The sequence below is a fragment of the Streptomyces sp. NPDC086077 genome, from assembly GCF_040686175.1.
Lineage (GTDB): Bacteria > Actinomycetota > Actinomycetes > Streptomycetales > Streptomycetaceae > Streptomyces.
Genome location: NZ_JBFBJT010000099.1, coordinates 1 through 26,684 on the forward strand (window position 1 = coordinate 1; position 26,684 = coordinate 26,684).

Below are 26,684 nucleotides of genomic sequence, written 5' to 3' on the forward strand. Positions count from 1 at the left end.
GCCACCGCGATCTGGCACAACTGGAACACCGGAGCAACGGTCAAGCGCTCGCTGATCGCGTACGACCACTGAAGACATCGGACTCATTCATCTAGCTCGTAGGGGAGATTTGGCCCGTTGCCCCTGGCGCCAGCCTAGAAGGCAGACAAAGGGACACCGCCTGGCCCACCGGAGAGCCCCTACGCGGCCCTTCTGGCTGCGGGTTGCCCCTCGCGTGCAGGAGGCGATTCACGCGGAGGCAAGGTTTGTTCGGCCCAGACGACTTTACCGCCGGGTATCGGGCGGTAGCCCCATCTGCGGGACCTCCGGGATACGAGCGAGAGGCCCCGGCCGTGCTCGTCGAGGGTATGCGCCCTGCGCTGACGCGGGAAGCCGACATCGCTGTCGGAGACTTCGCAGGTCAGGAAGTCGTGCTTGATCAGGCGCAGCTGGACTGGGCCGGTTCCGTGGCGGGCGGCGTTGGTGACCAGTTCACTGACGATCAGTCTCGTGGCGTTCTCGAGTCCTTCCAGGCCCCACTCGGCCAGTTGAGTGGCTGCGAGGTTCCGGGCGCGGCCGGCCGCGGTGTTGTCGCTGGGCAGCGTCCAGGAGGCGACCTGGCTCGGGGCGAGTGCGCGGGTGCGGACGAGGAGCAGGGTGACGTCGTCACACGCCGCCTGACCCACGAAGGGCTCCATCGCGCGGGTGCAGAGCTCTTCCAGCGACTGGTTCGGCCGCGTGAGAGCGGCGCCCAGTCGGCGCATGCCGTCTTCGATGTCCTGGCCGCGGGTCTCGATCATGCCGTCGGTGTAGAGGGCGAGGAGGGTTCCCTCGGGCAGTTCGAGCTCCACGGCCTCGATGGGGATGCCCAGTCCGACGCCGAGTGGGATTCCGGTGGGAAGGTCGGGGAAGGTGACGCCGCCGTGCCGGTCGACGATGGCGGGCGGCGGGTGGCCGGCGGATGCCATGGTGCACCGGCCGGTGACAGGGTCGTAGACGGCATACAGACAGGTGGCGCCCACGACTGCGGAGGCCTGGTCCGGGGGTTCGGCGTCCTCCTCCACGAGTCGCTGGACCGTGTCGTCGAGGTGGGTGAGCAGTTCGTCGGGGGGCAGGTCCATGTCGGCGAGCGTGCGTACCGCGGTGCGCAGCCTGCCCATGGTCACGGCGGCGTTGATGCCGTGACCGACCACGTCGCCGACGACGAGGGCGACGCGGGCACCGGACAGCGGGATGACGTCGAACCAGTCGCCGCCCACGCCGTGGTCGATGTCGGCGGGCAGGTAGCGTGAGGCGGTCTCGACCGCCGCACCGCCTCTGAGGCGGTGCGGCAGCAGATTGCGCTGCAGTGCCAGTGCCGTGGTGTGCTGACGGGCGTAGCGGAGCGCGTTGTCCAGCGACACCGCGGCGCGGCTGACGAGCTCCTCGGCCAGGAGCAGATCGGCGTCCTGGAAGGGAACCGGGTCCTTTGTGCGGATGAACACCGCTATGCCCAGCAGGGCGCGCCGCGTGCGGATAGGTACGACCATCAGGGAGTGCATGCCGTACTCATGGATCTTGTGCGCCCGCGGGTGATCCTGGTTGATCCATGTGCCTGGAGCAGTGTCGAGGATGGGTTCGAGATGAGGGCTGCCGGTGTTAAAGACATCGGTGAGGGGAGAGCCGTGGGGCAGGGTGATCGGCTCACCGCGCGTCCACGGGGACTCCGGTACGCCGGGGTGCACGGAGGCCAGACCGGCACGCCGGAGAACGGGGTAGCGCTCGCCCGAAGCGTCGATGCTGACCGCGGGCCCCTCACCGAACGGGACCCACTGCTCAAGGTCCACAGCTGCGAAGTCGGCGAGCAGTGGCACGGCGAGGTCGGCCAGTGCCTGACTGGTCTGCATCACGTCCAGGCTGGTGCCCAGGCGTGTGCCGGCCTGGTTGAGGATGGCGAGGCGTTCACGCGCCTGCTGGCTGGCGGTGACATCGACACTGGTGATGCAGACGCCCGACGGTTGGCCGTCGACGCCCTGGAGACAGGCGAACGACACCGCGAAGGGGTGCTCGGGGCCAAGAGCCGCCGGAAGCCATGTCCGGTACTCGTGGACCTTGGTCGTGCCGCTCTTCAGTACCTGCCGCATCACCTCCTCGAGCCCTTCTGCCTTGACGCCATGCATCACATCGGTGAGCGGGCGTCCGAGTCGGCGGTCAGGCGGGATGCCGTCGTGGGTTTCCATCGCGTCGCTCACGCCGGTACACCGCAGTTGCCTGTCACGCACGGAGACACCGATGGGCGCGCGGGTGAGAAGGGCTCCCCTGACGGGTCCGTTCACCGCTTCCCTGGACAGCGTGCCGATGTCGGTCACGGACGCGAGCCACTGCGTTGTCCCGTCATACCCCCGTACCTTCGACATCCGCAGAATGGTGTCGAGCAGGCGACCGTCTCGATGACGCACCACCGACACGCCCGGCCACCCATTCCGGACACGGCACTGCTCGACAAACGCCGACACCGTCGGCGCTTCCCCGAAGGACGGCAGCACCACCGCTGCGGAGCATCCCGCCATATCGGAAGCGGAATATCCGACAAGCCGCTCAGCGGCCTGCGTCCACGCCACCACCGCCCCCTGCTCATCGAACAACGCGATCGCCGACTCGGACACCTCGGATGAGCTGACCTGGTCACGCGATGTAACAAAATACGCACTATGAGCGGTCATCAAGCTGCTGATCCTTACGTGGCGGCACTTTGAATGCATGACAAAACGAGTGCGCACTTTGTGACAGCCATATCGGCAGAAACCGCGACGACTGCGCACTGCCCGGCCATGGCCCACCTGCGCACCACTGCGCACCCGACAAGCCCGAGCCAGCACCACAGAACGACCACCCGGACAAGGCCGCCTCGCCCGTCCCCGGACTGATCTCCACCGCCGCCAACCTCGGCGGCCACACGCGCTGGGTCCCCTGGTCGGGGGTGCCCTCACCGAGTGGATCTCCTTCCCGCTGGTCACCTCCTGACATATTCTTCTACAGTCGTGTAGAGACCCGCGAGGTTGCCTGGTGACTCCGCCTGCTCGTACGCCCTCGGTGCTGGACAAGTAGTGGGCGGACAAGCCGCTGACCGAGACTTTCGAGGCGTACGGCGTCACCACTGTCGCCGATCTCGCCGACCTGAAGTACGTCCGCTGCGCCCAGGCGCTGACCGCCTGGACACGGCGAAGTAGTCCCCCTGACAGCGTGGTGGTGCGGCCACTGTTTCTCGGGCCGCACCACCGCCACGCCACCCGCAGAACTCGCACATGAAGGAGTGAACGCCGCGATGGTGTTCAAGAAGTTGCTCGGCTCGCTCGGCGTTGGCGGCCCCACTGTGGACACGGTCCTCGACCCGGGCGCCGTCCTGCCCGGCGGCAGCCTGACAGGACAGGTGCACCTGAAGGGCGGCAGCGCCGACTTCGACATCGAAGTTGATCACCCTGAAGCTGGTGGCCCGAATGGAGGCAGAGCACGACGGTGGTGAAGCGGAAGGCGTGGCGGTTTTCGGCCGGTTCACCGTAGCCGGTGGCTTCCACCTCGCCGAAGGCGAGCAGCGCAGCGCGCCGTTCACGGTGGCCCTGCCATGGGAGACGCCGATCACGGAGCTGTACGGGCAGTCACTGGGCATCGTGCTCGGCGTGCGCACGAGCTGGCGGTGGCCGGCGCGAAGGACAACGGAGACCTCGACCCGCTCGCCGTTGCCCCGCTGCCCGTGCAGGAGGCGGTTCTCGAAGCCCTCGGCCGGCTCGGCTTCGGCTTCAAGTCCGCCGACCTGGAAAACGGGCACATCCGCGGCACCGGCGAGAGCTGCCGTTCTACCAGGAAATCGAACTCGCACCCGCTCCGCACTACGCGCACGCCCTGCGAGAGCTGGAGGTCACCTTCCTGGCCAGCGCCGGCGGCTTGGAAGTCGTCCTGGAGGCCGACAAGCCCGGCGGGTTCCTCTCCTCCGGACACGACGTCGTCAACCGGCACGTCGTCAGCCATGACGGCGCCGCCCAGCGCGACTGGAACGCCGTCGTCGACGCCTGGATCCGCCAGATGGTCACCGGCACCCACACTTCCTACGGGCAAGCAGACGAACACGGCGCCCACTACTCCCACGGCCACCACCACGGCGCTCACCGCTCCGGGCCCGGCTTGGGCACCGTCATCGCGGCCGGTGCGGCCGGACTCGCCGCCGCCGAGGTCGTCGACGAGGTCGGCGACCTCTTCGAAGGCGACGACCAGGGCGACGAAGCCTGACCCACTGCTCGATCACGTAGGCCCGGGCCGGGCGGCCCCGGCCCGGCACCGCACGAAGGAACTGCTGCGTGGCGCAGCAGCTCGGATTCTTCGCCGCCCACGACTGCTCAGACGTAGAACATTGACAGCCACCGCTCCCGCCCTCGCCGGAACCGGGGTGCAGGACACCATGTCAATGGCGTCCCCAGCCGGTCAGGCTTTTCCAGGTGGCACTGCGTACGGAGGTGATGGGCACCTGCTCCGGTACGTAGTGCTCGCAGCGTGGATTGTGGCAGGGCCCCGCGGTCCAGGTGGGGACGTAGACGCCCATGTTCTTGTGCCGTTCCACCACGGTGTCCACCGGCTGCTTGCAGGAATGGCAGGAGTGCCTGGACGGCCGAGCCTGCTGGGACGGCTGGGTCTGCTTGGGCTTCCGCTCACCGTTCATAACAAGGAGTTTACTACCACTTTGCGCGCATTTGGGGGTCCCTTGACCGCCTGCCTCCGGCGTGCGTAAGGACCCTGGGGACTGCCGCCCTCGGCCCAATGCTCATGCGCCTTCACGTGGAACGGTGACGCTCCGGGTCGGCCGGCGGTTCCGGCCCGTCGTCGGGAGGGTCACCGTCTGTGATCTCTGCGGCGCTGACGGCGTCCGTTTCGGATCGGTCGACGTGGGGGCCGGGCGGGGGGCGCAGCAGACTGAGCGCGATGGAGACGGTCAGCACGGTCGCGATGACGGCGAGGCTGAGGGGTGAGGGAATCTCGGGAATTGCGGTGCTGATCGTTTCGTGGGACGCCTGGAGGATGAGTTTGACGCCGATGAAGGCAAGGATGATCGCCAGTCCCTTGCTGAGGTAATGGAACCGGTCGAGCAGGCCCGCCAGCATGAAGTAAAGGGCCCGCAGGCCCAGGATGGCGAAGGCGTTGCTGGTGTAGACGATGAAGGCGTCGCTGCTGACGGCCAGGACGGCGGGCACGCTGTCGACCGCGAAGACGAGGTCGGCGGCCTCGATCGCGGCGACCACGGCAAGCAGCGGGGTGGCGACGCGTTTACCGGCTTCCTTGACGAAGAAGCGGGTTCCCGCGTACTCGTCCCGCACCGGGACCACCTTGCGGAGCAGCTTGACGGCGATGCTCTTGGCGGGGTCGAAGCTGTCGTCCTCCTCCTTGAGGATCTTGTAGGTGCTGTAGAAGAGGATGGCGGCGAAGACGAACAGGACAGCAGTGAAGCGGCTGACCACCGCCACGCCGGCGGCGAGGAAGATGCCACGGAAGACCAGGGCCCCGAGAACGCCGAGAAACAGCACCCGGTGCTGATAGGCGCGCGGCACCTTGAAGTAGCCGAAGATCAACGCGAAGACGAAGAGGTTGTCGACCGACAGGCTCTTCTCCAGCAGCCACGCGGTGGTGTATTCGACTCCGGCGGTCGTGCCGACCACCAGGAACACGACAACACCGAAAACCACCGCCAGCCCCACCCAGACACCGCTCCAGGCAGCGGCCTCACGGAATCCGATGACATGCGCCTGCCGGTGCGCCAGGAGATCGACCGCCAACGACACCAGCACGGTGACGGCGAACACCAACCACAGCCACAGCGGCACATCATGCACAGGTCCGACCCCTCACGCGATCGCCCGGACACCCCCTTCTTCGAGTCTGAGACATCCGGCGGTGCTTGTCTTGCTCGCAGACCGGCACCACCCATGTGTTCGTGGCCCCGAGGGAGTGATCTCGCCATCTGGCCCAAGGGAGCTCCGAGCCTGACGACCGTTACGACGCGCGGTTCACCGCGTATCCCAGGGAACCTGATGGCGACCGGTCTCTCGGGCCGCCAGCGGCATACGAGGCTGACCCAGCCGCGTCCCTTCGCGTTCGTCCGCGGCGTGACGACGCGAGACTGGACCGGGCTCCGGCTCGCACCGGCAGGACGTCTCGAGCAAGAGGACAGCCGCTGGATCAGCGGTGAAGACCCGCGCGGCACATCCGCGCGCAGGTTCTTGGTCGATCCCGCTTCGTTTGCCTTCCTCTTGCCCGCCATCAAGCTCATCCTCCCGTCACCGCGACCGGTCCGCGGCCGGGCGCCGGCCGTCGGCCGTCGGCCGCAGAGTGGGCCGGGCCCCGAACCCGACGATCTCCTCCACTGCGACATTTCTTTCAGTCCCGCGCGACCCCGGAGAGCTGTGTTGGCACCACCGGAAACCTCTCCCTGCTGGTCTCCCTGCGGAGGATGCTGGTCGCCTTCGCCCGCTCCAGCCGCGCCGGCAGCTTCGCCGTACGACGCGGCAACCTCCGCTTCACCCTGGTCATGTCGCGGGCTCCGTCGCCGGAGGCGGCTCACAGTCGGTCAAAAGGGGCATCGACCATCGGGAAGGGCTCCCGCGGTTACGACCCAGGCAAAAAGATCAACCGCCGCGAACGACATCTCGTAGTCGACACCCGCAGCTTGCCGCTCATCGTCATGGTCGCCCCGGCCGACCCCCATGACTCCCAAACTGCGAAGGAAGCCCTCTTCCGCCGACGCCTCATGCACCCGAAGATCACCCTCTTCTGGAGGTCGGGCAGACGTAGAGCTGCATGTTGTCAGTGCTGCCGACTTCCACCTTGGTCGGCTGCGCAGGGCTTGCAGTGCATCGGGAAGGCTGCGCCGCGGCCGGGTTCGAGGACACCTTCGGCGACCTGGGTGAGTTGATGTTGGTGCGCTGGGACACCTCTCCCGCAGCCCGGTGAAGCCGTCGTCCTGCGCTGTCGTTCCGTCCTCTTCCGTTGCGGCGGATCGCAGTCGGGAGGATCGTGGGATAGGCGCTCGGACGAGAGGCAGTCGGCCCATTTCGTCCCTGCCCGCCGAATGGTGGTCCCTGCTTCGAGGGAGGGCCGCGCCATGACGCATCTCGGTTTGCCGGAAACGATCGCCACGTGCCTTTTCGACCTGGACGGTGTGATCACCAAGACCGCCGCGGTGCATGAAGCCGCCTGGCGGGAGACATTCGACACCTTTCTGCGCCGACGGCATGGAGCCGGCTTCCGGCCGTTCGATGCCCATGAGCACAACGCGTACGTGGACGGCAGACCGCGTGCCGAGGGCGTGCGGAGCTTCCTTGCCTCCCGCAGTATCGTGCTCCCGGAGGGCCTCCCTGGCGACAGCGCACAGCAGGACACGATCCACGGCCTGGGACGGCGCAAGAACGAGCTGCTGCTGGAGAAGATCCACAGCGAGGGCGTAGAGCCGTATCCCACCACCCTGCGCTACATCGACGAGGTGAGGCGGCTCGGGCTCAGGACCGCTGTGGTGTCCTCCAGCGCCAACTGCCGCGAGGTCCTGCGGTCGATAGGGGCGGAGGACCTGTTCGACGTCCGCGTCGACGGACTCGTCACCGCGGAACGGGGACTGCTCGGAAACCACACCCTGGGCTCCACGGCCTCGGCCTCGGCCGTATTTGAAGACGCACTCGCGGGGATCGACGCCGCCCGAGCGGGCCGCTTCGGCTTCACCATCGGTGTTGACCGGGTGGGTCAGGGGGACGCCTTGCGCGCCCACGGCGCCGATGTCGTCGTGCGGGACATCTCAGAACTGGTGGGTTGGGAATGATCACAGAGCCCTGCTTCTCCGTGGACCGCTGGAGTCTGAAGGAGACACCGCTCGAACTGGAAATGCTGCCGCAGAGCGAATCGGTGTTCGCGCTGTCCAACGGTCACCTCGGCTGGCGGGGCAACCTCGACGAGGGCGAGCCGCACGGGATACCCGGCTCGTACCTCAACGGGTTCTACGAGGCGCACGCGCTGCCCTACGCGGAAGGAGGATACGGCTACCCGGAATCCGGTCAGACGGCGATCAACGTCACGAACGGCAAGGTGCTCCGGCTGCTGGTCGGCGACGAGCCCTTCGACCTGCGCTACGGCAAGCTCCACAGCCACGAGCGCATCCTGGACCTGCGTGCCGGTCTGCTGCACCGCCACTGCGAATGGACTTCGCCCGCCGGCTCCACCGTGCGCCTGCACTCCACTCGCCTGGTCTCCTTTACTCATCGTGCGATCGCAGCCATCGCCTACGAGGTGGAGGCCGTGGACGCCCCCGTGCGCATCGTCGTCCAGTCGGAACTCATCGCCAACGAACAGCTTCCGACGGTCTCGGGCGATCCCCGCACAGCCGCGGTCCTGAAGTCACCTCTCGAGTCAGAGGAGAACCGCACGTCGGGAAACCGACTGCTGCTGGTCCACTCCACTCGCCGGAGCAAACTCCGGATCGCGACCGCGGCCGACCACACCGTCGACGGGCCGGCCGGGACACGAACCAGCAGCGAGAGCACCGCGGACGTCGCACGCCTGACCGTCACGTCGCAGCTGGCTGCCGGCGAAAGACTGCGGATAGAGAAGATGGTCGCCTACGGCTGGTCACACATGCGGTCGCTTCCGGCAGTGCGGGACCAGGTGGAAGCGGCTCTCGCGGCGGCGAGCAGCACACGCTGGGAGGGCCTCGTAGAGGAACAGCGGACCTACCTGCAGGAGTTCTGGGCACGATCCGATGTCGAGGTCGACGGCGACGACGAACTGCAGCAGGCCATCCGCTTCGCCTTGTTCCACGTGCTGCAGGCCGGTGCGCGTGCCGAACGGCGCGCCATCCCCGGCAAAGGGCTCACCGGCTCAGGATACGACGGTCACACCTTCTGGGACACCGAGACCTTCGTGCTGCCGCTGCTCACGTACACCTCGCCCGGCGCCGTCGCTGAAGCGCTGCGCTGGCGGCAGAGCACGCTGCCCGCAGCACGCGACCGCGCACGCCAACTCGGGTTGCGCGGGGCCTCGTTTCCCTGGAGAACCATCGACGGCGCGGAATGCAGCGCCTATTGGCCGGCCGGCACCGCCGCCTTCCACATCAACGCCGACATCGCCGACTCCGTCATACGCTATGTCTCCGCGACCGGCGACGAGGATTTCGCCCGCGACAGCGGTGTCGAACTCCTCGTGGAGACCGCCCGGCTCTGGATGTCGCTGGGTCATCAAGACCACCGCGGCGCATTTCATATCGACGGCGTTACCGGACCGGATGAGTACAGCGCGATCGTCAATGACAACGTCTACACCAACCTCATGGCGGCGAGAAACCTTCGCGGGGCCGCCCACGCCGTCGACCGCTACCCCGACGAAGCGGCGGCCCTGGGCGCGGACGACCAGGAGGCCGCGTCATGGCGTCACGCCGCCGAGTCGATGCACATCCCCTACAACGAGGACCTGGGGGTGCACGAACAGCACGCCGGATTCACCGACCGCCAGCCATGGGACTTCGCCGCCACACGCCCCGACCAATACCCCCTGATGCTCAACTTCCCCTACTTCAACATCTACCGGAAGCAGGTGGTCAAGCAGGCGGACCTGGTGCTGGCCATGTACACCTGTGGTGACTGTTTCGACATGGAGCAAAAATCGCGCAACTTCGAGTACTACGAGTCCTTCACCGTGCGCGACTCCTCCCTGTCCGCCTGCTGCCAGGCCGTCGTCGCAGCGGAGGTGGGCAACGAACGTATGGCCTACGAATACGCCGTCGAAGCGGCGTTCATAGATCTCAACGATCTCCACATGAACACCCGGGACGGGCTGCACATCGCCTCGCTGGCGGGCACATGGATTGCTCTGGTCGGCGGTTTCGGAGGCATGCGGCACAACGAGGACACCCTTACGTTCGTACCCAGGCTGCCTGAAAAACTCAGCCGTCTGGCATTCCACATGAACATCTGGGGCCGCCGCCTCGGAGTGGAGATCACAGACGAAGACGCCAGTTACGTTCTGCTCGCAGGGGAGCCGATGGCGGTCTGCCACTACGGCCAAGTGGTCATGCTCGTAGCGGGCTCGCCCACGCGGTGCCCCATACCCGACACACCCGCCCACCCGTCGCCGGACCGGCCGCCACACTGCCAGCCCGGTCGGGGCAGCCCCCGACGCGAGTGACGGCGTCAGCCCCGGCCGGTGCCCGGCGCGACGACGCGTACCGCCGCCCGGTCTGATCCCGACCCCGCGCGGCGGCTCCCCAGGGCCGCTGGCTTGGCGCAACTGCAGGAACGCTCGGAGCAGTTACCCGTCGCGGCACCTCGTGAGGGTGACGGCGTCGTGGGTGAAGAGCTGTCGCTGCGGCCAGCGAGACCGAGGCAGTGCTTGATGTAGCTGCGGGGGTCGCTCGCGGTCATGCCCGGCATTGTGTAGCGCAGGGCCGTCCGCCGTTCGAGGGCAGCCACGACGGCGCGATTCATCGTTTTGCGTGGGCTGGGCGGCCAGCAGGCAGGACAAGCGCGCGAAGCTCGTCGGCCTCGACGGCACCGAGCACGACGTGCAGCACCTAGCGTGGCGGGAGGCGGTGCAGGCAACAATCACCGACCGCGCCGCCGCTTCGATCAGAGAAATCGACCATGCGGCCGACTATCAGGGTTTCTGGCCGCCTTCACCCGCCGGCCGTCGTGTTTCGTCGCTCGGGAAGCGCGGCTGGTAGCTGCGGGAGACCTCGTGCACCTTGCGCAGGCCGAGGAACCCGAGGACGGTTGCGGTCACGATGGCCGTGGCGGTGGCAACCAGCGTGCGCAGGGTGCCCCCGGTGCCAGCGGCCACGCAGACCACCGCGGCCAGCACGGCGGTGACAAAAGAGTTGATGACTCCGACGACAAGAGGCGAGCCGGACAGCCAGTGCGTCACCCCGAGCCGGCGGCGGAAGCTGTAGGTCGTCCAGATCCCTGGCGGGTCGTCGTGGTGGCCCGCGATGAAGTACGGCTCCAGCTCCGGAGCGAGCTCGACGTACGCGTGCCGCAGCCGGTTCATGCCGATGATCAGCCAGGTGTCCTCGATATCGGCTTCGATCAGCCGGAAGTACGTCCCGAACCCGACGAGCAGGACGACCGGCAGGACCAGCAACGCGAACGTCGTGAACTCGGACCCGAACCCCGTCACATTGGCAACCAGCGACAGCGCCACCACCGCAGCCGACAGCACCGTCAGATACGTCCCGGTCCGGCTGAAGATCTCCTGCCAGGTCATACTCCGCGTCGCCAGCAGACTCCAGTGCTCGGCCGCCAGAAAACGCGCATGCGGCGTCCCCGCATCAACGCCCTTCAATTCTCTCATTCCCCGAGTGTGACCCCAATCGCCGGCGAGATCGAAAGGCCCGCCGTTGGTGTCAGTAGCGAGTTCGACGAAGGGCTCCCCACACAGGAGGTCCTCGGTCGAGACACGCCCGACACGCGTCTCGGGGTCCTCGTGCTGTGGAAGTGGCGCTGTCTGCCGAGGGGAGGGCGGAGCTGGCGGCTTGGGCGGGTGGTGCGGCGTCCGCTCGTGTGGCGGCGGGGGCCCGGATCATTCTGGCCTGCGCGCCGGGCGCGTCAAACCTGTCTGGCAGCGGACTTCGGGGTATCCACGGAGACGGTGTGCAAGTGGCGCTCGTGGTTCGCCGACCGGCGAATGGCAAGTCTGGTGGACGAGCCATGGCGGGGTCGGCACAAGCCGGAGGTGGTACTTACTGTGAGCCCAGTTGATGAGGCAGACATGCGCCGCACCCTCGACGCTGCCACAGACACTGGCCGAGCAGTGCAGCCGAGCCCCGCCCGGCCGACCCTCACGTGCAAGCTCAGCGCTGCACGGTGCGTGTGTGGACGATAGCCCGCGAAGGGCCCTTCGGGGACGGCAAGGGCCTGAATCGCTGCGCAGCGACTTCACGCTCTACCCGGGGCGCCCCGTCCACATCCGGCAGCAAACGATCCAGCTCACCAGCCGGAAGACGCTTCAGTATCCGGACCATCTCGCCAAGCTCGTCCCAGACCGACGTCACCGCTCACCCGCGAGGTCGAGATCACCCCTGCTCGTCTCGGCCGCACCCTCGGCGCGTCGGGGACGGCGCCAAGGACGGGCGATTGGACCGGACACCGCCCGCCACACGCCTCCGCCGGCAGCCTCCCCGCCGGCTCGAACGGCTCACCCGGCCGCGGGAACGCCACCGCCTTGCCAGCCTCCTCGGCCGCGTCCTTCTCCACTCCCCCGGTTCCGCCCACGCGTGTTGCGACAGGTTGGGTCCTCCAGTGGATCGGTAACAGCACCCCACCCGGACCGCCTCCCTGCAGTCAAGATGGGCCTCCACCCCTGGGCCGGCGACACGTGAATGTCTGGCCAGGCTCCTGGCAGCGGCGTAGAGCCCATGTGATTTCCGGGCGATATGACGTTCTATCGGGCCTCAAGCCTCCCGCCACACCGTGGCGTCCCAGTTCCTTCGAAGTCTGAGTGGGCGTTTGTGCAAGTCGCCGGGCGTCGTCCGGTTCGAGGGCTTGCGCCGGCCGGGACTCCGCGAGCCGCGCCCGCCGTGCAGGGAGAGCTGGACACCGGCGTCCCCGCCGTCAGCGACTTTGGCGGCCCAGCTCCACAGCCCCGGCGGATGCCTGGGGTCCCGGCCGGCGAAGGCGGCCTGCCCCAGCAGCTTGGTGAGCTTGTCGGGCCCGACCACGACAACGGCCAGCACGGCCGGTGTGGTGAGGTCCTGCCGCGAGAGGGCGGGCGGCGGAGTGCTTGGCGCCACCGCGTACACGTCTCGGCGCCCCACAGGAATGCGGGTGAAAGCGGTCACGGGTCCTGTCCGCCGGTGGAGTGGCGGACAGGACGTACCCGGACGTGGGCTGCGGGTCAGGGGAAGGCCCCCACGGCCGGGCGCTTTTCGCTAGCGCGCCGTACGGGACGCCTTGGAGCGGTACGGAGCGAGGAATTCGGTCAGCGCGGTCAGCACCCGCTGGGGTGCCTGCTCCGCGACCCAGTGGCCGGCGCCCGGGATGACCAGGCCACGCACGTTCTCGGCGAGGGGCTTCATGCCACCCTCGACATAGGGGCCCCAGCTCTTCTCTCCGCCGATCGCGAGAACGGGCATCGCCAGCTTCTTCTTCGCGCGATCGTCGTTCTGCACGACCGTGGCGTCCCAGGCGCGGTAGAAGCCGAAGCTTCCGCGCAGCGACTCGGGGTCCGAGAAGAGCCGGATGTAGTACTCCCGCGCGTACTCGGGCAGCCGCTCCCCGCCCTGGATGTCGAATTCGTAGGTGAAGAATGCCTCCTCGCGGCCCCTCACTAGCTTCTCGATCAGTTCGTGGTTGACGCGGTTGAAGGGGATGTGCCAAAGCCTGTTGTTGAGCGGCTCCTTCTCGAACAGCATCGGCGAGGCCTCCGTGCTCGGGGGCCCGGGGACGTCGGCGACGGCCAGGTACTCGACCCGATCCGGATGGTCCGCGGCGAGCGCGTAGCCGATGATCATTCCGGTGTCGTGGCCTGCCACGGCGAAGCGGTCGTGGCCAAGCGTGTCCATCAACGCGACCAGGTCGTTGGCGAGGGTGGCCGTGTCGTACCCACTCTTGGGCTTCTCGGTGAGCCCCATACCGCGCTGGTCGACCGCGATGACCGTGAACTCCCGGGCCAGTGCGGGCATCACCATGCGCCACGCGTACCAGTTCTCCGGCCAGCCGTGCACCAGCAGCAGCGGCGGTCCGTCACCTCCGATGACCACGTGCTGACGCAGCCCGCCAGCATTGATGAACCGGCTGGAGAACATCCTCTTGAACTCTGCCGACAACCGCGGTGCCGTGGCGACCGAACCGAAGCCCTCCGGCCTGCGGACTGACGGAGCGTCTGCGGTGGTGGCCGTGGCCGACGGTGCCAGTCCGGCGGCCACCGAGATGCCCGCGGCGGCGGAAGCTGCCGCGCCACCGACGAAGAGGCGTCGCGACAGCCCGCGCCGGGCTCGGTGCGACACCGGCTCACGGCCGGAGCCGTCCTGGGGCTCAGGCTTTGCAGGGAACATGTTCATGGAGCTTCTTTCGTTGCTTGTTACAGGGGTGCCGAGACGCCAGCAGTACGTGGCTGGCTGCGGCTGGCGAGCCGAGAGAGCGCCTGACGAGCCCGAGAGGTGGCCGGGCCCGCCGTCGAGCGGGCCAGTCGCACGCTGGGCCACTGCTGTCAGCGGCCCGGGAAGCGCTGCTGAATTTCCTGAAGCACCCAGCCGTTGCCGTCGGGGTCGCTGAAGGAGGCGAACGAACCGTAGGAAGCGCGCTCAGGGTGCAGACCGGGCTTCCGCTCCTGGCCCGGGAGGCGGTGGGTGATGTCGCCGCCGTCGTGGCCGTGGTAGATGATGCCGCCGTTGTCGTGGAAGATCTCGCTCACCTCGATACCACGGCCGATGAGCTCCGCACGGGCCTCCTCGATGTCGAGTACGGCGAGGTACAGACCCTGGGCCGAGCCCGGCTCGGCGGATGTCAGCCCCGTGCCGAACATGATCGAGCACTCGGAGCCCGGCGGGGTCAGGTGCACCGCGCGCCACTGCTCACTGACCGGCTTGTCGATGTCCAGACGGAAGCCCAGAGCCTCGTAGAAGGCCTTGGCCCTGTCGACGTCGGAGACGGGCAGCACGGTGAGTTCCAGCTTCATGTACATCTGAGGGCTTTCCTTCTTGTTCCGTGGCCGAAGGCTCTGGGCGCATCGCGCGACGCCTGTCGGCTGATGACTGTGGTGGCGCTTGAGGCGAGAACCGCCACCGTCCGGGCGGCGTGTCGTGACTCATCGAGCTGGTTACGACCGTAACCATCTAGACCCTAACGTCCAAGTGGTACCGCGGAGGGGAACGTCACATCTCACCCCCCTTCACGCTCGTAACCGCACGCCTGTTTGATTCTGGGTGGCGATTGCCTCCGAGGGATCACTTCGAGACCGGGCCGCGCTGAGCGGCAAGCGCCTTTTTCCGCTGCCGATAGAGGGGCACCGACTCGCGGGAGCCGCATCGCGGGCCGCAGTAGGCGGAATTCTTGTTGCGCGTCCGATCGAAGAACCGTGACGGCACGGCGTGTGGCGGCAAGCACGCACCCGGTCTCAGACGCCTGTCTGGGCAAGTCGATGGCGTTCGCCAGGACGGTGCCGAAAAGTGGCGGGGACATCGGTCTGTGCAGGCGCCAGGTTCGCACCCGAGGCGGTGACGACCGTCACCAGCGGATGCCGGGACGCCGCGTGGCGCAGAAAATCCTCCGCCTCGGCGAGCCCGTCGGGCGTGGTGTTCTTTTCCGACTCGATGCCGGCCACAGCTGTCGCGCCCTCGATCCGACTGCTCTAACGAAAAGCAACGAGGCCTGCCGAGCATCCGCATCCGCGCGTCTGGCGTCGCTCAAGGCTCCACGGGGCGCCGCGAGTCCGCGCTGGTCCACCTCCCTGGCCCGCACGATCATGGCCTCCTCGTCTTACTCGCCGCCACGACTGCCAGGACCTCGCAGCACCAGACGTTCCGCACAGACAGCCGCCGCACGCCCTGAACCGTTCACATCAGACGGGAGACGGGCACAACGGCCACCGTCGGCCACTTACCTGCTGCTCAGTGGGCCCGAACACCGAAACGACCCACCGGAGAAACGATGGGCCGTCGCGAGGTATCGAGGCCAGGGCCTCACTGGTCCGGGTCGGTGTTGAGTCGGGCAGCCCGACTCAACACCGTTTACTGCGGTATCTACCGCGTGCCCTCGGTGAAAATGTCGGTGTCATCACTGAAGATGACGATCTTTTCGATCAGATCGCCCTTGAGGTGGAGGACCTCAGATCCCAGTGCCGTCTTGTTGCCGGGGAAGCCGAAGTTCCAGCTCCAGTGGATGTATTCCTTGTTCTGAGAGTGGCTGACGAGCAGGGCGCTCAGGGGCGGAGCCTTGCGTTGTACGACGTCGATGTAGTCGCTGATCGTTTCTCGGCCTACGAAGACGTCCTCGGGCTCCATGATCGTGATGTCTTCGGTATAGATGTCTTCCATCGCCTTGGCGCGTGCGGTCGCATCCGGGGTCATCCAGACCTCGAGGTGCTTGGCGATGAGCAGCCGGGCGCGGTCCGATCCGCCGGTCAACGTCAGGTGGAGTTGAGAGATGCGCCCATCGGAGTTCAGGGTCGCGGTGACATGGCCGCTGCCGGAACATCCGTTGCCCTGCAGGTCCAGGCCGGCCTGGCTCCATTTGCCGGTGATGGAACCGTCGGCCTGTATGGAGGTCGTCCAATGATGGTTGGATTCCTTCCACCGGGCCGTCTGGTCGCGGTGGAAGTTGATGGCGTGCTCCCGCCCCTGGACCATTTCCCCGGCGTGCATCAGCAGCACGTCCTCGGCGAAGATGTCCCGAAGGCCCTCAAGGGCAGAGGGGCCGTGGTCGGCCCAGTCCAAGGTCTCGAAATACTGGTCAAGCACGGTCGCCATCATTGAGGTCCTCTCCAGGTACATGGGTGGTTCGGCTTTGGCCTGCTGGGAGCTGGCGGGAGGCCGTGTTGGCGTCCTGCCGCCTCGGCGCAGGGCGCGGTCCCGCATCGGGCACCGAGTCCGTCGGTGAAGCCCGTTGCTCAGGGGGCAGCAAGGCGCCGGTGAGGTACGCCAGTCATCGGCCGGGGTGGTGTGGCGGCCGCATCCGCGGACCGCCGAATTCTGCGCTGGGTCTCGGCGTGCGGACGTCAGTCGCTTGCGCTGCGCAAGATTCGCAGGTCTGCCGTCGCCTGCAGACGCATGACGGGGAGCAGCGGACGCACCGGCTCCGGCAGGCCGGCGAGCACCAGTTCCACTTCCGCGGGTGTCCCCACTTCATCGAGGAAGCCGACCATCAGGTGCCCTTCCACGGGCGGCGTGGTCGCGATCACCCGCTGCGCGAAGTCCTGCCATTCGGCGGGGCTGATGTGGTCGCGAAGCGCCGGAAACAGGAGGGGTTCTTCATGGGCGAGGTGGTCGTGCACCGTGTCGCGTACTTCGACGGCCGCTTTTCGCAGTACGTCGCGGGCCTGGTCCGTCGCGACGCCGCCACCGGGGCTTATGCGCTCGGCCGGGCCTGTCTCGGCAGGGACATCGTTGTCGTTCAGGTCCACTGCGGCCAGCTGATCGAGCGCCTCCTCCAGGCGTTCGTGCTCCTCGCTCAGCGTGCCGAGTGCGTGAGCCGTGTCCGGTGCCGTCGCGACGATCCGCGGCCACAGGTCGTTGTCCTCGGTCTCGTGGTGATGGCGCAGGTTCGCGACGAGGAAGTCGCGCAGTTGCCCCAGCGAGCTCAGCGGTACTGAGGGACGCAGGGCGGCCTCGGCTAGAAGGGTGGTGGCGACACGGTGGACCTCGTGAGCAAGCCGAGTCTCTACGACCGCCGGGACGTGCTCGAGGGCATCTCTGGGCATGGAGAGAACCATATTCATTCGATGCTCATATAGTCAATATAGTGACTTGCCTCACGGGGGTATTGTGTGCCGGTGACTACTCGCAAGTACGACTCCCCCCGCCGCACGAACTCGGCGGCCGCCACCCGGGAGACCATCCTCCGCAACGCGCAAAAGCTCTTCCTGGCCCGCGGGTACACCGGGGTCACCATCGGGGAGATCGCCGAGGCGGCCACAGTCGCCGTCCCGACGGTGTACAGCAGCGTGGGGAACAAGCCGAGCATCCTGACGGCCCTGCTGGAACCGATACTCGTCGGCCCGAGCATCGCCGACGCCGTCGTCGCCCTCGAGGCCAACGACGACCCCCACACCGTGATTGACCTGATCGCCGAGGGCACCCGCCTTATCCATGAACGCCACTGGGACCTCTTGTACGGGCTGCTCTACCGGAAGCCGCCGGGGGAATCCGCCGTCAAGGAGGTTCTGGACAGGGGAGCCGACGTTTACCTTCAGGCCCTGACCCGTGCGACCGACCGCCTCTTGGCGCTCGGCGCACTTCGTGCCGACGTCCCTCGCGCGGAGGCCATCGACCTGCTCTGGTTCTACCTCGGCCCGCAAGCCTGGATGACGCTCGTCGGCGACCGCGGCTGGTCGTTCGACCGCGCCCAAACCTGGGCTACCCGGTCCGCCCGCCAGGCACTGCTGAAGGACAGCTAGGTTCGCGGTGTGGCGTGCACCAATCCGATGACCCTTCCCATGGGCCAGCGTCAGACCAGGTCGGCGATACTGCACCTCAACGGCGATCTCATCGATTCGGTGATCATTTTTCAGTTCCGAAATGGACATCGCCTTCGCAAGGCGCACGATAGCCCCACGCCCCTCCAGGTCGACGCGACACGGCCAGGCGTACCGCGCCCTGCCCCAGGGCATTCGAAGGTGGGCTCGGCACGGACGGCGCCATGCCTCGCCAGCAGCCGCGGGATCCGCTCGCGAACCCGACGGGCAGCGGGACCGAGAACACCACACACCGGTGGTGAGGGCTGCTCTGCACCTACTGATCGTTTCCGAATAGGGGCGGAGTCGCCCAACCGGCCGTGCTCCTGGCGAAGTGGAGAAGCGCGAGGGAGCCGGCCCGGAACACCCCCGCCACGCACCCGACATCTGCCGAGCGCCGAGGACTGACGCAATGCGGCAGGGCTTGGTGTCAGGCCTCTGGGACCTTGAGTTCGTCGCCTGTGTTCGAGATGAAGACGACCAGGAGCTTCGCGGGTTCCGTCTTGCTGGTGTTCTCCGTCAGCACGTGATGGGCCCCCGGTTCTTCAACCCAGTGTTCGCCCTGGTGATACGTACGGGCCGGCTCGCCGTCGAGTTGGCTGCGCATCGTGCCGTCGAGTACGTAGGCGTAGACGAACGCCTCACCGTGGCGGTGCGGCACCGCGCGCGCGTGGGGCGGGAAGTTCACGATCGCCGACGTGAACGTTTTCCCCTGGATATTAGGAATTGCCTGCTCGAGTATGGGCGTCAGCGTCTCGGACGGGCGTTCCGAAGTCACCGCTGCGACCGGCGCCTTGCCGCTCGCGCTATCTGTCGCGGGGGCGCACGACAGCGCCACGACCGCCATACCGGCGGCCAGACAGCCACAAGAGACACGTACTCCGTTCATCATTGTTCTCCCGTTCGGTCTTCCTACCCCCAACGAATAGGCGCGCAGCTTCGGCCAGCCCGCTCGTGGTCGTTGCGGCAGGTCCGCGTGCCGAACGCGAGCAGGCACTTCGAGGGGGATGACGAGAAGCGAGACACAAGAGCGCCCCGCTCAGGCCGGACACCAGTGACGCTGCGTCAGTGATGAGCTTGCCAGCACGGACGCACGCCCTCACCACCGACAGCGGGGAGAGAGAGGGTTCCCTCGTCTCGGCGTGCGTCTGTAGGGGAGGGAGCTGTGCGGCCACGTCGCCGTCGGCCTGGACAGCGCACATACCAAAACCGTACGACTGGACCCGCGTCCCCGCACGGCGGTATGCCCACGTCGGGCTGTCCCTGCGCGCCCGAAGTGCCTCATGGGCCGTACCTGAGTAGGGCCCATGAGGCACGAGAGGGCGTCCCGTCTCAGGCCGTGACTTCCTCCATCGACCAGGTGTCCTCATGGTCGGCGAGTTCGAGGATGGCGTCGGCGTCGTCGACGGGAGGATAGATCCATTCGGCATTGATCTGCCGCTTGAGGGCCTTCCCCTGGTCGCCGGTCTTTTCCACGACCCGGTCCCAACCCGTGGTGACCACCGCGCCGGCTGGTCCTAGGTCCAGACACGTGACGTACGGATTGGGAGCGAATCGCGCCAGTTCCAGCCCGATAGCATCTGCGGCCACGTTGTGGCCCGCGAACTTGCCCAGAGGAATGGCATGCTGACAGCTCTGCATGACCGTCTGCCCCTCCTCGGCGGCAGCCGCTGCGGTGTCACCTGCCGCGAACACCCCGGGCACTCCTCGTACGCGCAGGAACTCGTCCACTCGCAGTCGGCCGTGCCGATCGCGCTCTGCGGGGATGTCCTGGGTGAGGGGACTGGCGGCCATGCCTGCCGTCCAAATGACGGTGGAGGCAGGAATGAGTTCGCCGTCGGAGAGCTCGACCTCGTTCTCGGTGACCCGGTCGACCGTCTTGCCCAGACGCACCTCGACTCCCAGGTCGTGCAGCGCCGAGCTGATGTGCGGGCGCGGGCCCTCGCCCAACTCGGGCCCCACGGCGTCGGCGCGTTCCACCAGAACGACGCGGACATCTGCGGCTTCGCCCGCCAGGTCCCGCAGCCGGCCGGTCAGTTCCGTGGCCACCTCCAGGCCGGTGAAGCCGGCTCCGATGACGACCGCGGTGAAGGATCCCGGGGTCGACGCGCGCTGCGGTAGACGGCGCAGATGGTGGTCCAGTGACGTGGCGGCATCGAGGGTGTCCACGTCGAAGATCCACTGTGCGCCGGGAATCGTCGGGCGCACCACCTGGCTGCCGGAGGCCAGCACCAGTCGGTCATAGCTCAGCACGGTGTCACGGCCGCTGCGGTCGACCGCGTTCACCGTCCGGGTGGTGGTGTCGATGCCGATGACCGTCGCCGCGATCCGCCGTACGCCGATCGGCCCCAGGACCCGGTCCAGCGCCACGCGCTTCTCCTCCGGGTCGGACTCGTAGAGCCGCGGACGGATCACCAGGTCGTCGCCACTGCTGACCACCGTCACCTGCAACTCCGACTGCGGTACGCCGTGGGCACGCGCCGCGCGCACAGCGGCAGCGGCCGACCACACGCCGGCGAACCCACCACCGATAACCAGGATATTTTTCATCCAGAATCTCTCCACACAAGCACACGCCAAGGGCGCGACACAAAGGATCGAATTGCTCGAGCGCCCGGGGGCCGGCCGTGGCGCACATCTGGCGAGCGGGCGATCACTTCCGGCATCAACAGAGATCGTCAAGCCGGTACCATCCACTCGAGTATCTGGATATTAGACATCTAGTTTCCGGGCGTCAACCCCGCACGGCGTCGACTCCCGGAGGGCATTTTGCGTGGAGGAACCTGGATGTGTAACATCCAGGTATGCGAACCGGCAAGGGTGTGGAATGGGCACTGCACACGCTGCTCAACCTGGCATGGCTAGGTGACGGCGAGCCGGTGCCGACTGCGCAGCTGGCCGCCGGGCACGACCTGTCGCCGTCCTACCTGAACAAGCAACTGCAACTGCTCGTCAAGGCCGGCCTGCTGGAGTCCGTGCCCGGTGCGCGGGGCGGCTTCCGGCTGGCCAGACCGTTGGACGCGGTCTCACTGCTGGACGTGGTCGTCGCCGTCGAGGGTGACGAGCCCCTCTTCCGCTGCACCGAGATCCGTCGCTGCGGGTCCATCGGCGAGCGATGCCCGGACGCCACCTTCGCCCGGCCGTGTGCGGTCAGGACCGCCATGGGGAGGGCCGAGACGGCTTGGCGGAAGGCGCTGGCCGAGCAGAGCCTTGCTGACATCCAAGCCACGACGGACGCGTACATCCCGGCCATGGCGAAGCGGGTGCGGCAAGCCATCGGGGACGACTGATCCATTTCGCGCGCGGCCCTGCCGCGCGCCTTTTGCGAAGGTTAATTCTGGATGAAATCTGTCCAGAAAAAATCCGGGGGGCGTTGCTACCAGAAGTCAGGAGAGAGGCGATCACCATGATCGAGAACACCCGTGGTCCGAGCGAACTCGATCAGGTTCCCGACCGGGATCCCGAGGAGACTGCCGAGTGGGCGGCCTCCCTGGACGCCGTCGTCGCGGCAGCCGGGCCGCAGCGCGCCTCGTACCTCATGCGGCGCACCCTCGAGCATGCCGAGCGAGCCGGCCTCATCCTGCCGAAGCTCCTGGAGAGCGACTACGTCAACAGCATCCCCACGGCCGCGGAACCGGTCTTCCCGGGCGACGAGGAGCTTGAGCGGCGCATCACCGCGTGGAACCGCTGGAACGCGGCCGCGATGGTGACCCGCGGCAGCCGCTTCGGCCTCGGTGGGCACATAGCCACCTTCGCGTCCGCCGCCTGGCTCTACGAGACCGGCTTCAACCACTTCTTCCGGGGCAAGGACTCCGACGGCTCGGGCGACCAGCTCTTCCTCCAGGGGCATGCCTCCCCCGGCATCTACGCCCGCGCGTTCCTGGACGGCCGACTCACCGAGGACGACTTGGACCGCTTCCGGCAGGAACCGGGGAGCGGAGGCCTGCCCTCCTACCCGCACCCGCGCCGGCTTCCCTGGCTGTGGGAGTTCCCGACCGTGTCGATGGGCCTGGGCCCGCTGTCAGCGATCCATCAGGCACGCTTCAATCGCTACCTGCACCACCGCGGCATCAAGGACACCGGCCTCTCCCGCGTGTGGGCGTTCCTGGGGGACGGCGAGATGGACGAACCCGAGTCGAGCGCGGCCCTGGCCCTCGCGGGACGTGAAGGACTGGACAACCTCACGTTCGTCGTCAACTGCAACCTGCAGCGACTTGACGGACCCGTACGGGCCAACTTCAAGATCGTCCAGGAACTCGAGGCCCAGTTCCGCGCCGCGGGCTGGAACGTCGTCAAGGCACTCTGGGGCAGCGCCTGGGACGATCTGTTCACTCTGGACACGACCGGCGCGCTCGTACGCCGACTACGCGAGGTGCCTGACGGGCAGCTCCAGACCTACGCGACACGCGACGCGGCATACATCCGTCAGCACTTCTTCGGTGCCGACCCGGCCCTGGCCGAGATGGCGAAGGTGCTGACCGACGCCCAGATCAGCGACTGCTTCCACACCTCCCGAGCCGGGCACGAACCGCGCAAGGTCTACGCCGCGTACCGGGCGGCGGTCGACCACCAGGGCGCGCCCACTGTCGTACTCGTCCAGACGGTCAAGGGCCACACGCTCGGCAGCGGGTTCGAGTCGCGCAACGCCAATCACCAGATGAAGAAGCTGACGGGCAGGGAGTTCCGCGCGCTGCGTGATCTACTCGACCTGCCGATCCCGGACATCAGGCTGGACGACGAGCTTGTGCCCTACGCCCACCCCGGTCCCGACTCCCCGGAAGTTCGCTATCTCCACGACCGCCGGGCGGCACTGGGTGGTCCCGCACCGGCCCGCAAGTTCCATCCTGTGGCGCTGCCCACCCCACCGGACAAATCCTTCCAGGCGTCGGCCCAGGGATCGGGGAACCAGGAGATCGCGACGACCACGGCACTCGTCCGCCTGGTCAAGGACCTGATGCGCGAGACCGACACCGGCAGACGGTGGGTTCCGATCGTGCCGGACGAGGCCCGCACCTTCGGCATGGAGTCCTTCTTCCCCGCCTTCGGGATCTACTCCCCTGTCGGCCAGAACTACGAGCCCGTGGACCGTGACCAGCTGCTCTACTACCGGGAAGCCCGGGACGGCCAGGTCCTCAACGAAGGCATCACCGAGGCCGGCTCCATGGCCTCCTTCACGGCTGCCGCCACGTCCTACGCGACACACGGCGAGCCCATGATCCCCTTCTACATCTTCTACGCCATGTTCGGGTGGCAGCGCACCGCTGACCAGATGTGGGCACTGGCCGACCAGCTCGGCCGGGGCTTCCTGGTCGGAGCAACCGCCGGCCGCACCACCATGACCGGCGAAGGCCTGCAGCACGGTGACGGCCATTCCCACCTGATCGCCTCCACCAACCCGGCAGCCGTCGCCTACGACCCCGCCTTCGCGTACGAGATCGCCGTCATCATTCGTGAGGGGCTGCGACGCATGTACGGGGCGCACCCGGAGGACGTCTTCTACTACCTCACCGTCTACAACGAGCCCAGAATCCAGCCGCCGATGCCGACCGACCCGGGTGTGGAAGACGGAATCCTCAAGGGGCTGTACCGCTTCCGGCAGGCCGAGAACCATGATGCGGCCGCGGACCTCCCGCGACTCCAGCTCCTTGCCTCCGGCACGGCTATCCACTGGGTACTGGAAGCCCAGCGGATCCTTGCCGAGGAGTGGGGCGTTGCCGCCGACGTGTGGTCCGCCACCTCGTGGAGCGAGTTGCGACGCGACGCGTTGGAGTGCGACGCCGCGTGGCGGCGAGGAGGCAAGCGGATTCCGTACGTCACGCGTGCGCTCGCCGGCGCACCTGGGCCCGTGCTCGCGGTCAGCGACTGGATGCGAACGGTCCCTGACCAGATCAGCCAGTGGGTCCCTCAGGAATGGCACTCACTCGGCACCGACGGGTTCGGGCTGTCCGGCACCCGCGAAGCGGTACGGCGCCACTTCGGGGTCGACCCCCACTCGATCGTGGTCGCCGCTCTCTCCGCCCTCGCCCACAGCGGCACGATCGACGTACAGACAGTACGAGCGGCCCGAGCGCGGTACGGGCGCTGAACCCGCGGTTCGGGGCGGGGTGGCAATGCATGGCATGGTCACCCCGCTGGCCGGCGGCAACTCGGCGACACCGCACGAGGCGCCACGGGCCTCATCGGCATGAAGATGGCTGTCGAGCTGCCCAGGACACCACACCCAGGTCCTCCCTTGCTGCCAAATTTCTTAAGCGTGCCACATCACCGAAATGGGCAAATCGACGGCAGTCAGACCGTCACTACGCGCGGGCACGGCGGTAGCTTGCGCCCCTGACCGGCTACTGCTCCCTCCATCGCAGCCTCGCGGCGCTTGAGGTGTCCTACAGCAGTGCACGGCAGGCGGACTCGACAACCAAGCTCTGAGCACAGCTCTGCCCAGCGCAGGCAACACGCCGCGCGCCGCCCGGCACGACAGCATTGCGCAGGGTCGGCCATCCCCCACGAGGCGACGCGGGTTCATACCGCGCTGCACGAAGGTCGCCTGCTCAGGCGTCCTCTCGTCGGCCCCTGCGCGCCGGCGCCTAGCGTTGTGACGCCGACTGAGGATTTGCGGTCTTCGACTCGCCTGACCTGGCTCGTTCCTTGTTGACCGTCCGTGCGGCGATCTCCTTGGGCGGCCAGCTCGGCCCCTCGCCACGGTCCTCGGCGCCCTTCTTGACGTGTTCGTACTGGCGCTCACGCTTGGGGCTTGATCCGGCTGGCGTGCTGCCTTGCCCCCTCTCTGAACAGGGTTCCGCGGGGCTGGATCGCTGGATCACGGGTGCTCGGTCTGCTGGTCCGGTGGCACCCCGCCGCCTTCCCCGCCGCCCTTGTCTCCCTTGTCGGTGCCGTGAGCGCTACGGCCCTTGGCGTCGGCCTCCCGGGCCTTGATCTCGCCGCTCTGCTGGGGCGTGCTGCCGCCCTTCTGGCTGCGTCGCTGTTCTGGCTGCTGTGGACTGGACATGCGCGGCACCTCGCCTTTCCGGTCGTCCGGATCGACGAGTTCCCCAGGGGATCAACCCGAAGCATGCCGCCGTCGTATCGCTTGCTTCCCGGTCTGCACGCTGCCCGGCGTATTCGATGAGGCCATCGGTGCTCTCAGCGCGACACGCCCGACCACGACCACGACCACGGTCACGATCGCGATTGCTTGCCATTGCCAAGATCGGATGAAACCGTTGATGCGGACTGGCCGCGGGAGGTGATGGGCATGGCGGGGGACGAGTTGCTGGGCGACGGAGACGCAGAGCAGGAGACGGACGTCGAGCATGCCCGTATCGCCCACGCACTCATCGCTGACCTGCGCGGACTGCCTCCGGCCGAGGTGCCGGACGCTCTATGCCGCACCTGCCTCACGCTGCAGCAGCCCGTCGCGGCGGGGCCTACGGCGGTCAGGTACCCGTCGCGCCCTGCCGCGGGGCTGAACGGCCCACGGGTGACGTGAGACAGCGTGCGAGGGTGAAGACGGACCGCCCTCCTCCGCTGAGATCTCAGGAACAAAGACGTCCGGCAACGAACCCATCAAGTCGGGGTCCCGGAAGCCTGTGACGCTACGAAGGTGGCCCGGGACACTGTCATACGGACGCACCGCCCCTGCCGTCGTAGTGCTGAACAGCAAGCATCCCGGCAAAACGGCAGAGGCGAAAACAATGGCGAAGCGATCCACCAGGCTGGCGTCAGTGGGACTGGCGCTCGGCGCGGCTCTTTCCCTGCTCGGCACGTCCGGCAGCGCGGAGGCCGCCGCACAAGGCGTGAACACCACGGTCCAGGCCGGTAGCAACATCCGAGCAGGCGCCACCACGAACAGCCGGCTCGTTGGCACCACCGAGTTCCTGAGCACGGCGTACATCGAGTGCCATACGCGCGGCCAGTACGTGAAGGTCGGCAACTACGGCACCAACGTCTGGTACTACGGCAACGTCTTCGACGACGACGCGACACCCGCGCACTTCTACGGGGACGTGTGGGTGTGGGGCGGCAACGTCAACGTCGGCGCCGACCCGTCCCCCGACGTCGCGCCCTGCTGATTCCGTTGATTCCGTGACCGAACCGAGGATCATCCTCATGACCAGGCGAAGTGTGTCGTCCGCGGCTGCCGGGCTGGCGCTCGGCGTGGCCGTCTCCCTGCTCGGCACCGCAGGGACCGCCGAAGCCGCGCCCTCCAGCACCAGCGGCTACGCGACGACCGTGCAGGCGAACAGCAACCTGCGCAGCGGCCCCTCCACCCGAGCCGATCTCTATGGCACCACAACGAAGGTGACCCGGGCCAGCATCGACTGTTGGCTCGGTGGCGACGAAGTCACCGTGGGCGGATACACCACCAGAGTCTGGTACCGCGGCGTCGTCGGCGGCTACGAGCTCATGAACGTGTGGATATGGGGCGGCAACGTGAACGTGGGCGCCGACCCAGCGCCCGGCATCCCGTCCTGCTGACCGACTCACCCCGTCCGACCCCCGCGCTCCCGAGGCCTCGGTCCTGTACGGATGCCCGGGGGCGCGGTCGT

General features: G+C 67.5%; 23 protein-coding genes and 4 pseudogenes. 10 read left to right on the forward strand and 17 right to left on the reverse strand.

Going from position 1 to position 26,684, the window contains the following annotated elements; all coding sequences use genetic code 11:
- Positions 1-179 precede the first annotated feature (179 nt).
- Positions 180-2,624, reverse strand: coding sequence for a SpoIIE family protein phosphatase (locus AB0O67_RS25370; protein WP_365454194.1), 2,445 nt, complete (start codon positions 2,622-2,624; stop codon positions 180-182).
- Between the two features lie 659 nt (positions 2,625-3,283).
- On the opposite strand from AB0O67_RS25370, the pseudogene AB0O67_RS25375 reads away from it, so the two are divergent.
- Positions 3,284-4,242, forward strand: a pseudogene (locus AB0O67_RS25375) (sporulation protein).
- 172 nt (positions 4,243-4,414) lie between these two features.
- Here AB0O67_RS25375 and AB0O67_RS25380 read toward each other — a convergent pair.
- From AB0O67_RS25380 to AB0O67_RS25390, 3 genes are all read right to left on the reverse strand, one after another.
- Positions 4,415-4,669, reverse strand: a complete 255-nt coding sequence (locus AB0O67_RS25380; RefSeq protein ID WP_365454197.1) for a hypothetical protein — start codon at positions 4,667-4,669, stop codon at positions 4,415-4,417.
- A gap of 112 nt (positions 4,670-4,781) precedes the next feature.
- On the reverse strand, positions 4,782-5,834 hold the full coding sequence (locus AB0O67_RS25385; RefSeq protein ID WP_365454200.1) for a TerC family protein: 1,053 nt from the start codon (positions 5,832-5,834) through the stop codon (positions 4,782-4,784).
- 544 nt (positions 5,835-6,378) lie between these two features.
- Positions 6,379-6,531: a hypothetical protein gene (locus AB0O67_RS25390; RefSeq protein ID WP_365454258.1), complete on the reverse strand. Its 153-nt coding sequence runs from the start codon at positions 6,529-6,531 to the stop codon at positions 6,379-6,381.
- Positions 6,532-6,562: 31 nt separating this feature from the next.
- Between AB0O67_RS25390 and AB0O67_RS25395 the strand changes: the two are divergent.
- From AB0O67_RS25395 to AB0O67_RS25405, 3 genes and pseudogenes are all read left to right on the forward strand, one after another.
- A pseudogene (locus AB0O67_RS25395) lies at positions 6,563-6,775 on the forward strand (transposase); the annotation flags it as partial.
- 327 nt (positions 6,776-7,102) lie between these two features.
- Positions 7,103-7,810, forward strand: coding sequence for an HAD family hydrolase (locus AB0O67_RS25400; protein ID WP_365454203.1), 708 nt, complete (start codon positions 7,103-7,105; stop codon positions 7,808-7,810).
- Complete coding sequence (locus AB0O67_RS25405; protein WP_365454206.1) at positions 7,807-10,164, forward strand: glycosyl hydrolase family 65 protein; 2,358 nt, start codon at positions 7,807-7,809, stop codon at positions 10,162-10,164. The genes AB0O67_RS25400 and AB0O67_RS25405 overlap by 4 nt, the downstream gene beginning before the upstream one ends.
- 468 nt (positions 10,165-10,632) lie before the next feature.
- Here the strand turns inward: AB0O67_RS25405 and AB0O67_RS25410 are convergent, their stop codons facing one another.
- From AB0O67_RS25410 to AB0O67_RS25450, 9 genes and pseudogenes are all read right to left on the reverse strand, one after another.
- On the reverse strand, positions 10,633-11,325 hold the full coding sequence (locus AB0O67_RS25410) for a hypothetical protein (protein WP_365454209.1): 693 nt from the start codon (positions 11,323-11,325) through the stop codon (positions 10,633-10,635).
- 696 nt (positions 11,326-12,021) lie between these two features.
- Positions 12,022-12,363, reverse strand: a pseudogene (locus tag AB0O67_RS25415) (MBL fold metallo-hydrolase); the annotation flags it as partial.
- 61 nt (positions 12,364-12,424) lie between these two features.
- A complete protein-coding gene (locus AB0O67_RS25420; protein WP_365454212.1) occupies positions 12,425-12,811 on the reverse strand; it encodes a hypothetical protein in 387 nt (128 codons plus the stop codon).
- Between the two features lie 90 nt (positions 12,812-12,901).
- Positions 12,902-14,026, reverse strand: coding sequence for an alpha/beta hydrolase (locus AB0O67_RS25425; RefSeq protein WP_365454215.1), 1,125 nt, complete (start codon positions 14,024-14,026; stop codon positions 12,902-12,904).
- 155 nt (positions 14,027-14,181) lie between these two features.
- Positions 14,182-14,655 (reverse strand): VOC family protein, encoded by a 474-nt coding sequence (locus tag AB0O67_RS25430; protein ID WP_365454218.1) that lies wholly within the window; start codon positions 14,653-14,655, stop codon positions 14,182-14,184.
- A 262-nt stretch (positions 14,656-14,917) separates the two neighbouring features.
- Positions 14,918-15,058, reverse strand: a complete 141-nt coding sequence (locus AB0O67_RS25435; protein WP_365454256.1) for a CGNR zinc finger domain-containing protein — start codon at positions 15,056-15,058, stop codon at positions 14,918-14,920.
- Positions 15,059-15,087: 29 nt separating this feature from the next.
- The gene (locus tag AB0O67_RS25440) at positions 15,088-15,294 is read right to left on the reverse strand and encodes a hypothetical protein (protein WP_365454221.1); all 207 of its coding nucleotides are present in this window, start codon (positions 15,292-15,294) and stop codon (positions 15,088-15,090) included.
- A gap of 418 nt (positions 15,295-15,712) precedes the next feature.
- Positions 15,713-16,429: a hypothetical protein gene (locus AB0O67_RS25445; RefSeq protein WP_365454224.1), complete on the reverse strand. Its 717-nt coding sequence runs from the start codon at positions 16,427-16,429 to the stop codon at positions 15,713-15,715.
- Positions 16,430-16,686: 257 nt separating this feature from the next.
- A complete protein-coding gene (locus AB0O67_RS25450; protein ID WP_365454227.1) occupies positions 16,687-17,388 on the reverse strand; it encodes a hemerythrin domain-containing protein in 702 nt (233 codons plus the stop codon).
- Between the two features lie 72 nt (positions 17,389-17,460).
- Between AB0O67_RS25450 and AB0O67_RS25455 the strand changes: the two genes are divergently transcribed.
- On the forward strand, positions 17,461-18,084 hold the full coding sequence (locus AB0O67_RS25455) for a TetR/AcrR family transcriptional regulator (RefSeq protein WP_365454230.1): 624 nt from the start codon (positions 17,461-17,463) through the stop codon (positions 18,082-18,084).
- 487 nt (positions 18,085-18,571) lie between these two features.
- Here AB0O67_RS25455 and AB0O67_RS25460 read toward each other — a convergent pair whose 3' ends face one another.
- The gene (locus AB0O67_RS25460; protein WP_365454233.1) at positions 18,572-18,988 is read right to left on the reverse strand and encodes a cupin domain-containing protein; all 417 of its coding nucleotides are present in this window, start codon (positions 18,986-18,988) and stop codon (positions 18,572-18,574) included.
- A 485-nt stretch (positions 18,989-19,473) separates the two neighbouring features.
- Positions 19,474-20,706, reverse strand: coding sequence for an FAD-dependent oxidoreductase (locus tag AB0O67_RS25465; protein WP_365454236.1), 1,233 nt, complete (start codon positions 20,704-20,706; stop codon positions 19,474-19,476).
- A gap of 239 nt (positions 20,707-20,945) precedes the next feature.
- Between AB0O67_RS25465 and AB0O67_RS25470 the strand changes: the two genes are divergently transcribed.
- The gene (locus AB0O67_RS25470) at positions 20,946-21,431 is read left to right on the forward strand and encodes an Rrf2 family transcriptional regulator (protein ID WP_365454239.1); all 486 of its coding nucleotides are present in this window, start codon (positions 20,946-20,948) and stop codon (positions 21,429-21,431) included.
- A gap of 116 nt (positions 21,432-21,547) precedes the next feature.
- The gene (gene aceE / locus AB0O67_RS25475) at positions 21,548-24,226 is read left to right on the forward strand and encodes a pyruvate dehydrogenase (acetyl-transferring), homodimeric type (protein WP_365454242.1); all 2,679 of its coding nucleotides are present in this window, start codon (positions 21,548-21,550) and stop codon (positions 24,224-24,226) included.
- 520 nt (positions 24,227-24,746) lie between these two features.
- Here aceE and AB0O67_RS25480 read toward each other — a convergent pair.
- Positions 24,747-24,956, reverse strand: a pseudogene (locus AB0O67_RS25480) (hypothetical protein); the annotation flags it as partial.
- Positions 24,956-25,144: a hypothetical protein gene (locus tag AB0O67_RS25485; protein WP_365454245.1), complete on the reverse strand. Its 189-nt coding sequence runs from the start codon at positions 25,142-25,144 to the stop codon at positions 24,956-24,958. The gene AB0O67_RS25485 and the pseudogene AB0O67_RS25480, both read right to left, overlap by 1 nt.
- Positions 25,145-25,390: 246 nt before the next feature.
- Here AB0O67_RS25485 and AB0O67_RS25490 point away from each other — a divergent pair, with 246 nt between their 5' ends.
- From AB0O67_RS25490 to AB0O67_RS25500, 3 genes are all read left to right on the forward strand, one after another.
- Positions 25,391-25,624, forward strand: coding sequence for a hypothetical protein (locus tag AB0O67_RS25490; RefSeq protein ID WP_365454248.1), 234 nt, complete (start codon positions 25,391-25,393; stop codon positions 25,622-25,624).
- Positions 25,625-25,829: 205 nt separating this feature from the next.
- The gene (locus AB0O67_RS25495; protein WP_365454250.1) at positions 25,830-26,207 is read left to right on the forward strand and encodes a hypothetical protein; all 378 of its coding nucleotides are present in this window, start codon (positions 25,830-25,832) and stop codon (positions 26,205-26,207) included.
- Positions 26,208-26,244: 37 nt separating this feature from the next.
- Positions 26,245-26,613 (forward strand): hypothetical protein, encoded by a 369-nt coding sequence (locus AB0O67_RS25500; protein WP_365454253.1) that lies wholly within the window; start codon positions 26,245-26,247, stop codon positions 26,611-26,613.
- The last annotated feature ends 71 nt before the right edge of the window (positions 26,614-26,684 follow it).